16 protein-coding genes are annotated in these 13,224 nt (G+C 30.9%); 10 read left to right on the forward strand and 6 right to left on the reverse strand.

Going from position 1 to position 13,224, the window contains the following annotated elements:
* Positions 1 to 19: 19 nt before the first annotated feature.
* Genes ACVCZW_RS03290 through ACVCZW_RS03310 form a run of 5 tightly spaced genes read right to left on the reverse strand, consistent with a single transcriptional unit; the run spans position 20 to position 4,815 of the window.
* Positions 20 to 1,393, reverse strand: coding sequence for an MBL fold metallo-hydrolase RNA specificity domain-containing protein (locus tag ACVCZW_RS03290; protein ID WP_452231660.1), 1,374 nt, complete (start codon positions 1,391 to 1,393; stop codon positions 20 to 22).
* 11 nt (positions 1,394 to 1,404) lie between these two features.
* Positions 1,405 to 2,247 carry an ATP cone domain-containing protein gene (locus ACVCZW_RS03295; protein WP_452228058.1) on the reverse strand — a complete coding sequence of 281 codons (843 nt, stop codon included), beginning with the start codon at positions 2,245 to 2,247 and terminating at the stop codon, positions 1,405 to 1,407.
* A 17-nt stretch (positions 2,248 to 2,264) separates the two neighbouring features.
* Positions 2,265 to 3,098 carry a universal stress protein gene (locus ACVCZW_RS03300; protein WP_452228059.1) on the reverse strand — a complete coding sequence of 278 codons (834 nt, stop codon included), beginning with the start codon at positions 3,096 to 3,098 and terminating at the stop codon, positions 2,265 to 2,267.
* A 10-nt stretch (positions 3,099 to 3,108) separates the two neighbouring features.
* Positions 3,109 to 3,951 (reverse strand): universal stress protein, encoded by an 843-nt coding sequence (locus ACVCZW_RS03305; RefSeq protein WP_452231640.1) that lies wholly within the window; start codon positions 3,949 to 3,951, stop codon positions 3,109 to 3,111.
* Positions 3,952 to 3,966: 15 nt separating this feature from the next.
* Positions 3,967 to 4,815, reverse strand: coding sequence for a universal stress protein (locus ACVCZW_RS03310; protein ID WP_452231641.1), 849 nt, complete (start codon positions 4,813 to 4,815; stop codon positions 3,967 to 3,969).
* Between the two features lie 357 nt (positions 4,816 to 5,172).
* Here ACVCZW_RS03310 and ACVCZW_RS03315 point away from each other — a divergent pair, with 357 nt between their 5' ends.
* The 10 genes from ACVCZW_RS03315 (at position 5,173) to ACVCZW_RS03360 (ending at position 12,110) form a co-directional block, all read left to right on the forward strand.
* Positions 5,173 to 5,568: a hypothetical protein gene (locus ACVCZW_RS03315; RefSeq protein WP_452228062.1), complete on the forward strand. Its 396-nt coding sequence runs from the start codon at positions 5,173 to 5,175 to the stop codon at positions 5,566 to 5,568.
* The gene (locus ACVCZW_RS03320) at positions 5,568 to 6,647 is read left to right on the forward strand and encodes an efflux RND transporter periplasmic adaptor subunit (RefSeq protein WP_452228063.1); all 1,080 of its coding nucleotides are present in this window, start codon (positions 5,568 to 5,570) and stop codon (positions 6,645 to 6,647) included. Before ACVCZW_RS03315 ends, ACVCZW_RS03320 begins: the two co-directional genes overlap by 1 nt.
* Positions 6,647 to 7,909 (forward strand): ABC transporter permease, encoded by a 1,263-nt coding sequence (locus tag ACVCZW_RS03325; protein WP_452228064.1) that lies wholly within the window; start codon positions 6,647 to 6,649, stop codon positions 7,907 to 7,909. The genes ACVCZW_RS03320 and ACVCZW_RS03325 overlap by 1 nt, the downstream gene beginning before the upstream one ends.
* Complete coding sequence (locus ACVCZW_RS03330) at positions 7,909 to 8,586, forward strand: ABC transporter ATP-binding protein (RefSeq protein ID WP_452228065.1); 678 nt, start codon at positions 7,909 to 7,911, stop codon at positions 8,584 to 8,586. The genes ACVCZW_RS03325 and ACVCZW_RS03330 overlap by 1 nt, the downstream gene beginning before the upstream one ends.
* 79 nt (positions 8,587 to 8,665) lie before the next feature.
* Positions 8,666 to 8,878 carry a hypothetical protein gene (locus ACVCZW_RS03335; RefSeq protein WP_452231642.1) on the forward strand — a complete coding sequence of 71 codons (213 nt, stop codon included), beginning with the start codon at positions 8,666 to 8,668 and terminating at the stop codon, positions 8,876 to 8,878.
* Complete coding sequence (locus tag ACVCZW_RS03340) at positions 8,879 to 9,772, forward strand: DnaJ C-terminal domain-containing protein (RefSeq protein WP_452228067.1); 894 nt, start codon at positions 8,879 to 8,881, stop codon at positions 9,770 to 9,772.
* Positions 9,773 to 9,774: 2 nt separating this feature from the next.
* On the forward strand, positions 9,775 to 10,071 hold the full coding sequence (locus ACVCZW_RS03345) for a chaperone modulator CbpM (RefSeq protein ID WP_452228068.1): 297 nt from the start codon (positions 9,775 to 9,777) through the stop codon (positions 10,069 to 10,071).
* Between the two features lie 18 nt (positions 10,072 to 10,089).
* Positions 10,090 to 10,998 (forward strand): mechanosensitive ion channel family protein, encoded by a 909-nt coding sequence (locus tag ACVCZW_RS03350; protein WP_452228069.1) that lies wholly within the window; start codon positions 10,090 to 10,092, stop codon positions 10,996 to 10,998.
* Between the two features lie 97 nt (positions 10,999 to 11,095).
* On the forward strand, positions 11,096 to 11,602 hold the full coding sequence (locus ACVCZW_RS03355; protein ID WP_452231643.1) for a nicotinate-nucleotide adenylyltransferase: 507 nt from the start codon (positions 11,096 to 11,098) through the stop codon (positions 11,600 to 11,602).
* 43 nt (positions 11,603 to 11,645) lie between these two features.
* On the forward strand, positions 11,646 to 12,110 hold the full coding sequence (locus ACVCZW_RS03360) for a pyridoxamine 5'-phosphate oxidase family protein (RefSeq protein WP_452228071.1): 465 nt from the start codon (positions 11,646 to 11,648) through the stop codon (positions 12,108 to 12,110).
* Between the two features lie 231 nt (positions 12,111 to 12,341).
* Here the strand turns inward: ACVCZW_RS03360 and ACVCZW_RS03365 are convergent, their stop codons facing one another.
* Positions 12,342 to 13,193: a universal stress protein gene (locus ACVCZW_RS03365; RefSeq protein WP_452231644.1), complete on the reverse strand. Its 852-nt coding sequence runs from the start codon at positions 13,191 to 13,193 to the stop codon at positions 12,342 to 12,344.
* Positions 13,194 to 13,224 lie beyond the last annotated feature (31 nt).

Here is a 13,224-nt window from a genome sequence, read left to right on the forward strand (position 1 = left end):
AAGGTTATTTTTTCTACGATTAAATCTGGACTTTTTCGGTATCCAAAAGCTTCGGAATAGTTACATTCCAGTTAAATGTGTCTTTAATTTTTACTCTAAAAGCATCTAAAGCTGTTGGTTCACCATGCACTAGATATACTTTTTCTGGAACATTTTTAATAGCACGCATCCAGTTTATTAAACCGTTTTGATCTGCATGTGCAGAAAGGCTATCGATGTTTTTAATAGTGGCATTTACAGGATAATATTTTCCGAAGAATTTAATTTCATGTGCTCCTTCTAGTAATTGTCTTCCGCGAGTTCCTTCGGCCTGATAACCTACGAGCAACACGGTAGTAGATGATTCATCAATGAGCTGTTGCAAATAGGTTAAAACCCGACCTCCAGTTACCATACCACTTCCGGCAATAATAATTTTGGATCTTTTATCATCGATGGTTTCCCAGGTTTCTTTGTACGATTGAATAATATTCACATGATTACACATGGCTCTATAATTTTCTGGAGATAATTTATGCCATTTTGGAAAACGATTAAAAACTTCTAAAACGTTATTTCCCATTGGGCTATCGACAAAAATGGGAATGTTCGGAATCTTGTTTTCTTTATATAGTTTCCAAAGAATATACATAAGTGTTTGCAGACGCTCTACTGCAAAACTGGGTATGATTAGATTGCCTTTTTTATGTATGGTTTCTTTTATAATATCGGAAAGAATATGCTCGACATCTTCCTTTGGATGCAATTTATTTCCATAGGTACTTTCTATAAAGAGAAAATCTGCCCATTCTGGTTTTTTAGGATCGTTTAGCAAATAAACATCTGTTCTACCAATATCTCCAGAAAAGACGAATCGTTTTCCGTTAACATCTAACTCGATAAAAGTTGCACCAATTATATGTCCATTATATTGAAAACGATACGCTATTTTACCTGTAAATGAAATCCATTTATCTGCTACTTCTACTTGAAAGTGCTGTATTGTTCTTTCGGCATCTTTAATCGTGTAAAAAGGAAGAGCTGGCTGGTGTTTTGTAAACTTTTCTTTATTAGCCTTTTCAGCTTCTTCTTCATGAATTTTACCACTATCTTTTAAAATAATTTCTGCAATAGCCAAGGTTGGTGCTGTGCCTATAATTTTCCCTTTAAAACCTTGCTTTAATAATCGTGGTAGATAGCCAACATGATCTAAATGTCCATGTGTTAATAAAACCACATCTATATTTTCAACCTTAATTGGTAGCGCTTCCCAATTGCGTTCTCTAAGTTCTTTAAGTCCTTGAAACATACCGCAATCTACAAGTATCTTTTTACCAAAAGCCTCTAGTAAATATTTAGAACCTGTAACCGTTTTTGCGGCACCTAAGAATGTTATTTTAGCATAATCTGACATCATTTCTTATTTTAATTAGTACACAAACTTTTTATTTCTTCCAATATCTTTTCCTTTCTAACTTCAGAAACCCCTAAATGGTCTAAAAAGAAAGCATCATCCAGTAAATCTCTACATAAAACAACATCTCTACTTAGCAAAAATTGCTTCTCTCTATTGGTTAACAAGGTGGAAACGGTTATTGGGTACAATCCTAATCTATCTATTCTATCTTTCAACCCATCCTTTTTTGGGTAATCCCAACTTAACAAATACAGTCCTGCACATTTCCCAAATAGTGTGGCATCCTCTGTAAAACGTGTATTTGTTACTACCCAAGCAGCAGTGAGTTTGGTGCTGTTATTATTATTTGCATTCCAATGGGTTTTCACATCTATATATCTAGAGTTTATATATAACGGAATTTTCACATTACAATTAAGACCTTGCTCCCCATGAAACTTACATTCTACCATCGTGGTATTCTCTTTTTTATGCGCTAGCACATCTATTTCGTGCTTTACACAAGTGCCTTGAAGAATATCTCCGGTCGAAGTTTGATAACCAGAATATTTTAAAATTGCACTTATAAAATTTTCAAAAGGAAAACCTGTTGGTCCAAGCTCATAAATGGCTTTTTTAAGCTTGTATTTTGAAGCGAAATGCCTGTGCTTTTTTTTTAGTAATGCAAAAGCTCTATTATAAATTTCTTTAGTTGAAATACCTTGGTATAATTCGTCTCTAACAATATCTAAAATCTGATTCACCGTAGCTTTATTTGCTCCGCTACGCTGTAAAGAATTACGCAATTTATCTATAGAAAACTTCACCTTCTCCCCAGAAGATTTAATGATATTAATGTCTAAAGCATCCATAGTTTTAAAATTTTAAATTATTCTGGAATCACTAAAAAAGGAATTACAGGATGAAAACTAATTTTTTTAAGAACTGGCTCATTTATAACACTTTCAATAAAACTGTGTTTATAATTTACCATCGCAAGTATATTGATATCTAATTCTTCGATAAAATCATTAATTACACTTGCTTTTTTAGCATAGTTTGGCATCCAATGAAAACTGTGTTCTACTTGATTTAAGTATTCGTCTAATTCATTTATATTATATCGCTGTACTTCATTTAATTTCTTTTCTTCTTCAATATGAACTATTCTAATTTTAGAATTATACAATTCGGTTAGGTTTCGTAATACTTGAATTTCTTCCCCATTATAAAAACGATTATAATCTGTTGGAAAAGCAATTTGCGTTGGTTCTACAAAATCAAATTCATTTGGAACCACCAACAGCGGACAGGTTTTTACTTTATTTAAAACACGAACCGTATTGCTACCAAAAAATATATTTTCATTTTTAGATGCGCCTTTGGTTCCCATAATGACCATATCAATAGCATATTCTTCTATGCTCTTTTTAATAGCAACCTCTATTTTTTCAGCACTTAAAACCACTTCAAATTCATGTTTTTCATTTGCATTAGAAGCTATAGATTGTTCCTTTAATTCTGATAAATCTTTAGTAGCTCCTTCTTCTAATGCTTCTAAAAAATAATCGGTCACTAGGCTTCTTTTATATAAATTTTCGTCATTTATAGTATGCAAAAAATAAAAGACGCAAGACTCGTTTGCATACAACTTTAAGGCATATACTATTGCGCTCCATGCGTTATCTGAAAAATCTGTAGGTAGTAAAATATTTATTTTCATTTTTTAATGTTTATAATTTAGATGGAATTACTAGAAATGGAATATTTAAATGAAAACCGATTTGGTTTATGGTGGACTTGAAAAACAGATTCTCGAAAAAGGAATGTTTATTATTAATCATAACCAGTAAATTAATTTTAGTTTTTAGTTGAAATTCGTTTATCGCATCCTGCACATTATTATTTTTAACGTCATGGAATATGTGAGCAACATGCTTAAAATAAACTTTCAGATTTTCTTTATTTTGTTTTTGTTTTTCGGAAAGCGGTTCCCCATAATTAACATGTAAAATATTTACACGAAAATGATTGCTAGATGCTAAATGTAGTAATGGTTCTAGTTGGTTATCCTGAAAATCTAATCCGTAATCTGTTGGAAACAAAACTTCAAGTACGGACTCAAATTCAAAACCACTAGGAATTGCTAAAACTGGTGATTTTATATTCTTAAAAACATGTACTGTATTAGATCCAAATAAAACACCTTGTACGTTGGAAACTCCTTGTGTTCCCATAACCACCAAGTCGATTTTCTCACGTTTTACCTGTTCTTCTATTTCCGATATTAAAGTATTAAATGTAGAAATAGTTTCGACAGTATGTTTTGCGTTAGAATACGTTTTCTCTATCTCCTCTTTTATAGCAGATAAACCATTTAAGGAACTTTTCTTTACTATATCTAGTAGTTCAAATTGTGCACTACTCGTTTGCATATATTCCATTTGATATACAATTGGCGTGTATGTATTTAAAACATAAAAAGTACATACATCATCTTTAAATAGATTTAAGGCGTAGACTATAGCGTTCTTAGAATTGTCTGAAAAGTCTGTTGGTAATAGTATTTTTTTCATGATATTATTTTTAATTTATTCGCGTCTTAAATTTTGCATAACCAATAATGGAATAGCAATTTTTAAACTAATTTTATCTATTGTAGACCGAAATAATATGTTTTCTAAATAGGAATGTTGCGTATTCACCATTACTAAAAAATCTATACTATTATTCATAACATACGTATTGATGGCAGCATCGATTTTCTTACTATCTGTTTGATAAAAATTAATTTTGTTTTTACATACCGTTTCTTCAATAAAAGCTTTATTATCTTCTTGTCTAAAGGATAAGGCTTTGCTTTTAGAAACATAAAGCATATCTATTTTTGTTCGGTAAGGCGAAAGTAAATCGCACAGCAACTTGAGTTCTCTTCTTTTATAGGGAATCAAGTAATTGGTAGGGAACAATGCTTGCTTGGGCTTCTCATATACATAACCTTGAGGAATAGCCAATATAGGACATCGCACATATTTTAAAACCTGTAATGTATTGCTCCCAAAGGTTAGACCACTATTATTAGACTTTCCTTTTGTTCCCATAACAATAAGGTCTATATTTTCACTTTCTACTATTAAATCTGCTTCGTCTAGCAAAGAATTATAAGCGGATTTTGTAAAATATTTGAAATTCGGATTCGGAGAAATCTCTTTAACTTTATGTAACAAATTTGCTAAATTCACCTCCGATTGCTTTTTAACGCGTTCTACAATGGTATTGAAATCTGTTCTACTTAATAAGTCTTTATGATTATATACCTCAGCTTCATAAGCATGCATAAAATAAAATTCAGCTTTTTGGTAATTAAAAAATGCCAATGCATACCTAATAGCATTCATGGCATTGTCTGAAAAATCAGTGGGAATCAGTATTTTCATCATCGCTATAGTATTTAAGATTAATACCTTAAAATTAACGCCGACAACGATAAAAAACTATGACAAATATCAGTAAATAAAAATATTCTTATTTAATAATACACAAGAAAGCCAGACTTTTATCTGGCTTTCTATGGATAAATCGCTTCCGATTTAATTAACATGTAATTCCCTAAAACTACATTACAAATATAATTTACTAAAAACGAACAGAATATGATTTTTATCATATTTCTCTTTCGGTGTATCCCAAACCACTATTCATTTGACTCCTTCGACAATAAATTATAACAACTGATTTTTATCATAGTTTATTAATCCACTTACCTATATTTTTACTCTATCATCTAGTATATAACTATGGAAAAGAATGAAATTTTCACTCCTACTTTTTTTAAAAACTTAGGGAAATTATTTTATGCAATTGCTGCTTCAGACAAAAAAGTAGAAGTCCTAGAAATCGAGAGTCTTAAAGAAATCATACAATCGCAATGGCTTCCTATGGCTTCTTTAGATCCAGTTGCCGTGCAACAAATAGAAAGTACATTTAACACATTACAGGAAGAAGATTACCAAAATACAGAAGCGCTCTACCAAGATTTTGTAACCTATAAAAAGGAAGAAACACATTTATTTACCAATTCGATTAAAAGTTTAATACTACAAACGTCGAACGCTATTGCTAGCAGTTTTTCTGGCAGAAATAAATCAGAATTAATAATGCTTGCAAAACTAGAAATGGAATTAAAAAAATAATGAAAAAACTTTATGCATTTATAGTTATCGCTATCGTTATATCCTGCAAGAAATCAACCGATAAAATCCTTCCTACGGAGCAAGATTTAACAGAATCGGTATATTCTTCTGTAACTATTCAACCAGATAGCATGTACCAAGCATATGCTATTGTATCTGGTATTTTAGATAAAAACGTCGTAGAGGAAGGCGATTGGATTAAAAGAAATCAAACTATTTCTCAAATAATAAATAACACTCCAATTTTAAATACACAAAATGCAAAACTATCTTTAGATTTAGCAAAAGAAAACTACAACGGAACTGCTGCTATTTTATCTGGAATAAAAGATGAAATTGAAGCTGCAAATTTGAAATATAAAAACGATTCTATTAATTTTTTCAGACAACAAAACCTTTGGAAACAAAGTATAGGATCTAAAGCAGAGTTTGATGCCAAACAACTAAACTATCAATTGTCTAAAAATAATCTAACCGTACTTAAAAATAAATACAATCAAACTAAAAACCAGTTAAGCACCAGTGTACAACAAGCACATAATGCATATCAAACCTCTATAATAAGCACGAAAGATTTCACTATAAAAAGTGCTATAAATGGCAAGGTATATGCGCTGTATAAAGAATCTGGCGAATTAGTAAACACCATGGAGCCAGTAGCTTCTATTGGTAGCGCAACTACTTTTATTATTGAAATGTTGGTAGATGAAGTCGATATTGTAAAAATTGTAAAAAACCAAGAGGTTCTAATAACATTGGACGCTTATAGTGGTAAACTGTTAAAAGGAAAAGTATCTAAGATATATCCTAAAAAAGATGAACGGAACCAAACATTTAAAGTAGAAGCTATTTTTATAAATCCTCCAGAAATATTATACCCAGGACTTTCAGGCGAAGCTAATATTGTAATATCTAAAAAAGAAAAAGTTTTAACGATTCCAAAAAGTTACATCACAGATAACAACCAAGTGCATACCGACGATGGCTTAGTATCTATTACTACAGGTTTAGCAAACATGGAATTTATTGAAGTTCTAAGCGGAATTACCAAAGACACCTATATTTATAAACTTGAATAATGGTAAACTGGACCGTCATACTAGACATTGCAAAAAAGCAATTACTAACAAAGTTTAAATCTACTGCCATTGCCGCATTAGGTGTTACTTTTGGTATTGGCGCCTACATTACTTTGGTCAGTTTCATGACAGGATTGAATAATATGTTAGATGATTTAATTTTAAATCAAACACCTCACATTCATATCTATAACGAAATTGAACCCTCAAAAAAACAACCAGTTGACATCTATGATCCTTTTAAAAATAGTTTTAACATTGTACATTCTATTAAACCCAAATTAAGTCAGAAAAAAATCCATAACGCCTCACCAATCATCGATTTTTTAAAGAAAAATAAAGATGTGAAAGGCGCCATACCACAAATAAAAACACAAATATTTTACATAGCAGGATCTATTGAAATCGCTGGTAATTTAACAGGTGTACAACCTATTGAAGAAGCTAGATTATTTAATTTTAGAGATTATATTATTGCGGGCTCCCCCGAGAAACTTAAAAATACAGAAAACGGGATTTTATTAGGTTCGGGTGTTGCAAAAAAAATGGCCTTATCTGTTGGAGACAGAGTACAAATAAGTACTATAAAAGGAGATCTATTCCCTTTAAAAATCGTGGGTCTTTATCAAAGTGGTGTTTCCGATATTGATGCGATTCAAAGTTTTGTAAACTTAAAAACGGTACAACGCATTTTAGGGGAAGCCGAAAATTATATCACAGATATTAATGTGAAGCTTTATGATATCGAAAAAGCATTACCATTATCTAAAAAAACAGAACAACAATTTAATGTAACAGCAATAGATATTAAAACTGCAAATGCACAATTTGAAACAGGTACAGATGTTAGAAACCTTATTACCTACGCGGTTTCTATAGCCTTATTAATAGTTGCTGGTTTTGGTGTTTATAATATTTTAAGTATGCTTATTTATGAAAAAATGAATGACATTGCCATTTTAAAAGCCATTGGTTTTTCGGGTAAAGATGTACAATACATTTTTATGAGTCAAGCCATGATAATTGGTGTAATTGGCGGAACCTTAGGATTATTAATAGGGTTAATTTTCACTAACATAATTAGCACTATTCCTTTTAAAACAGATGCATTAGCTAAAGTAGATACCTATCCTATTGACTTTAATGTTTGGTATTATGTAATAGGTTTCGCTTTTGCAATCATATCGACTTTTTTTGCTGGCTATTTGCCATCTCTGAAAGCTAAAAAAATAGATCCAGTAAAAATAATAAGAGGACAATAATGGAAACCGTTTTAGAAGCAAAAAACATCAATAAATACTTTAAAAAACCTGTGCTTTTTCATGTGCTTAAGGATATTAATTTTAAGATTAACAAAGGAGAGTTCGTTTCCATAATGGGAAAATCTGGTTGTGGAAAATCTACCTTATTATACATCTTATCTACAATGGATACAGAATATGAAGGCGAATTGTATTTGAATAACGATTTAATAACAGGAGATAATAGACAAAAATTGACGGTAATTAGAAATAAACATATTGGCTTTGTGTTTCAGTTTCATTATTTACTTTCCGAATTTACCGTATTAGAAAACGTGATGCTTCCTGCTAAAAAATTAGGTGAAAAAAGTGTAAAAGAAATTGAAAAAGATGCATATGAAAAGCTTAAAATATTAAACATAGAACATCTGGCACATAAACGCGCGTCACAAGTTTCTGGTGGAGAAAAGCAACGTGTGGCAATAGCAAGAGCCCTTATAAATAACCCTTTAATAATTATGGGAGATGAGCCAACAGGAAACCTAGATAGTCATAATGCCGATAATGTCTTTAACATATTTAAAAAGCTAAGTGTAGATCAAAATCTATCTTTATTAATTGTTACGCACGACGAAGAATTCGCTAATCGAACAGATCGAATTATCACGATGGAAGACGGTAAAATAATTAGTCAATAATTAACTTATTAAAACTGATTATAATCATAGTATTGAAGTATTTTTATCAGTAAATTTATAGTTAATATAAAAGTTAGGTATGAAAACAAAACAAGAGTTGCTCACGCAGATCACCCAGATAACTACCAATATAGAAACTAATTACCCAGAATTGTATACCTTTTTATTAGAAGAACCCGTTACAATTCCTTCCAAAGAACATCCTCATGTGGATGTTGCAGAATTGCAAGATTATTTGGAAACCTTAAAACAAGAATTAAAACACCATATAGAAACGCATAAATCGAAATAAATGGCATTTATAGATTATTATAAAGCTTTAGGGATTTCTAAAACAGCTTCCGAAAAAGACATAAAAAAAGCCTACAGAAAACTAGCGCGTAAACATCATCCAGATTTAAACCCGAATGATAAAGAAGCGGAAAAAAAGTTTAAAGAAATTAATGAAGCTAATGAAGTATTGAGTAATCCGGAAAATCGTAAAAAGTACGATCAATATGGAGAGCATTGGCAAAACTCGGAAGCTTACGAACAAGCAAAACAGCAGCAAAGCAGACAACAACGAGCGTATCAAGGACAATCTGGTCCATCTGGTGGTTATAGCGAAAGAGATTTTGAAGATATTTTTGGTAACATGTTTGGAGGTCAATCTTCAGGCAGAGGCGAAAGAAACTCCAGATTTAGAGGACAAGATTTTAACGCAGAGCTTCAGTTAGAGCTTAAAGATGTTTACGAAGACCATAAACGCACACTTACAGTAAATAATAAAAACATACGAATTACTATTCCTGCAGGTGTAGAAAACGGACAAACGATTAAGATTAAAGGGCATGGTGGAAAAGGTGTCAATAATGGGCCGAATGGCGATTTATTAATTCAATTTTCCATTCAAAACCATTCTAAATTTAAAAGAGATAAAGAGAACCTGTACGCAACGGTAGATTTAGATTTATATACCGCAATGCTTGGAGGTGATTTGATGGTAGATACTTTTAACGGAAAAGTAAAACTTACCATTAAACCAGAAACCCAAAATGGAACGAAAGTAAAATTGAAAGGAAAAGGATTTCCGAAGTATAAAAAAGAAGGACATGGTGATTTATATATAACCTATCAACTAAAAACGCCAACAAAACTTACAGATAAAGAGAAAGAATTATTTACAGAACTTCAAAAACTAAGATAATTATGGAAGTAACAGATTTAATTTCTATCACCACCTTTTGTACACATTATAATGTGCCTGCAACTTTTCTAAAGGAGTTACAAGATTATGAATTGATTGAAATTGTGGTTTCCAATAATGTAAATTATATAAAAACAACACAAATTATTGAGGTTGAAAAAATGATGCGTTTACATTTTGACTTAAACATAAATTTAGAAGGTTTAGATGCCGTTTATAACTTATTACAACACGTAGAAGGCTTGCAAAATGAAATAACAACATTACATAATAAATTAAGATTATATGAAGATATATAAATAATTTAGAGAAAGAAAATGGACACAATACAACAATGGCTTCAAGACTACCCGCTTCTACAAAGTATTCTTAAATACGTTGTAATTGTTGCATTTGTATTGTTATGCATTCGGTTTATTAGAAAATTTTTAAAACGAAATATAGACAATGCTTCGGTACGATATAAGTCGCAAAAAGGTGTAGAATTACTAGGCTATTTTATACTTGCTTTTATTACTATTTTATATTTCACCGGAAGTATTAAAGACTTTACAGTTACGTTAGGATTACTTTCCGCTGGACTAGCTTTCACTTTACAAGAGTTAATTTTAAGTATTGCTGGCTCCTTATATATATTTTTGGTAAAAGTGTATGAGCCTGGAGATCGAATAGAAATTAACGGTATAAAAGGAGACGTTATGGATGTCGACAGCGTTTATACCACAATGATGGAAATTGGACAATGGGTGGAGAGTGATAATTACACCGGTAGAATTGTAAAGCTTAGCAACGCATTTGTATTTAAAGGACCTGTTCATAACTACTCTAAAGATTTCCCATTTATTTGGGATGAATTTAATTTACCTATACGATATGGCTCAGATATAGAACTAGCAAAAACTATCATTATTAAAGTTGCTACAGATTTACTTTCAGAATATACCCGAGCATCTAAAGAGCAATGGACAGAAATTGTAGCTAAATATTATATTGAAGATGCTATGGTAGACCCAACATTAGCTATAACATTAACCGATAATTGGGTGAAATTTAATTTAAGATATATTATCGATTATAAAAAAAGACGAATCACAAAACATGTATTAAACGATGCGATTCGAAAAGAAATAGAAGCAACAAATGGAAAAGTTATTTTAGCATCTACAACTATAGAACTAATAAAAATACCAGAGATACAAGTTGGTATTAAAAACAAGGAAACATAAAACAGAAACTACTCATTAACTGACATTTATCATAGTTCCCATTGTAATGTATACCTACTTTTAATACCATATAATATAAACTTTAAATTGTATGATTATGAAAAAAATAATTATGTGCGTATTGGTTTTCGGGCTAACCTTTTCATTGTATGCTCAAGACCCTACACTTACGGAATTGGATGAAGTGGTATTAGTAAATACAAACTACAAATACATTAGTGGTACAGATGCTGAAGATTTGGCTGTTCCTGTAGAACAATTAGAACTAAAAGCTGCAAATTTTGATATTAAAACATTAGATGTTTATGCGGATGAGTATGAGTTTTATGAGGTGTATTTTATAATACCTGAAGGAAAAATTCTTGCAACCTATGATAGTGATGGCAACATTTTAAGAACTGCCGAAAAATTCAAGGATATCGATTTACCAATACCTGTGGTGAAAGCTGTTTTAAAAAGATTTCCAAAATGGGATATTACATCTGATTTATATTTAGTAAAATATCATGAAGGTGATATTGCCAAAAAAAAGTATAAAATCACATTAACAAATGGAAACAAACGCATAAAAGTAAAACTAGATGCTGCAGGTAATTTTCTATAAAAGCATTCAAAATAACACATCTACTAATTAAATAAAAATAGCCATGTTTAAAAACTTAGAAGAAAAAGAAATGGATTATATTTTAGAAAACAATTATACCGGCCAGTTAGGTTATATATTTAACAACAGCCCTTTTGTTGTACCAATCACTTATTTTTTTGATAAAGAATCGAATGCTATAATATGCTATTCTGGAGATGGACATAAAATGAATGCAATGCGCAAAAACCCTAGAGTATCTTTACTTATTTCGGATATTAAAGATGTAACCGATTGGAGATCGGTATTAGTACATGGTACTTTTGAACAGCGTTTTGGTAGTGATGCAAAAGCGTATTTACACAAGTTCTCCTTAGGTATTAAAGATATCCTTTTAGAGAAAGAACAAAGTAAAGCAAATTTTATTAGCGACTTTTCTAGTAAAATTTATAAAGATGATATTCCTGCTGTTTTCTTAATAAATATTGAAGAAATAACAGGGAAAAAACGACTAGATTTAAGAGCTTAAAAAAAGCTATAACAAAAAAAAGAGCTAAATATTAGCTCTTTTTTTTATGAATAAACGAAACTATTGTTTGTTTTGATAATAGCGAACACTTGTTTTCATAATTTCAATATTTATAATAAAATTAACACCTACGAATAAAGCTTGAAAGGACATAAGTCATAGGTGCCAATTAGAATGAATACAGTGTTTTTAATTTTCTTTTTATACTTCCTTTTTATGGATGCTTAGCCTCTAGTTTCTTAAATCGTGTAAAGCTAGTATTGGAACATTGGCATTATTGCCCAAGTCTTTTACCATTGGATTAGAAAAAATACTACCAAAAAAACTATGTTTCTTATTTATAAAAGCAATCATATCACTTCCTCTACTTTGTGCAAAACAGCGAACGCCCTCTTTTAAATCTAAATGGAAGAGATCGTGATGTGTAAAACTGGTGGTATCTAAAATTTGGTGGAGCAACTCTTTATTTTCCACTTGCTCCTTAGTCCATTTTTTATTTTTTTGGATATGCAAAACACGGATTGGTGCATCTGCTAATTTCGAGATTTCTATTAAAGTTGCTAATTCATTTTCTTTGTAAGGAATTTTAAAACCGGTAGGAAACACAATCTCATTTAGATCTTTAAAAATAAAATCTCCAGGAATAGTAAGCACTGGACAATTTCTTATTTTCTCCATTGCATTTACGGCGTTGCTACCAAGAACAGCATTTCTATCATCTGTTTCTCCATGCGTTCCCATAATAACTAACTTAATATCTTCCTTTTCAACAATATCTTTAAGTACATCATTAAAAGATCCAAATACATTTAAAAAATGAAGCGTATGGTTATTACTAAAATCATTAAAACGGGTTTGCACCTTTAACCCTTCCATATTTTTGTCTGCTCTCTCTTTTACCTCCTTTAATTTTTCGTCTGTAGGTTCAGCACTCAAGCGATTGTTTTTATTATATCCTGAAAGGTAATAGGAATGAACAATATAGAATTCGCAAGGCTCCTTTTTATAGAGTGCAATGGCATAATTTATAGCGTTGAATGCGTTTTCTGAAAAGTCTGTTGGTAATAATATCTTTTTTTTCATGACAAGTTTATTTGTAGTATAAAAGTACTAC

It is taken from the genome of Lacinutrix sp. MEBiC02595, from assembly GCF_053601555.1.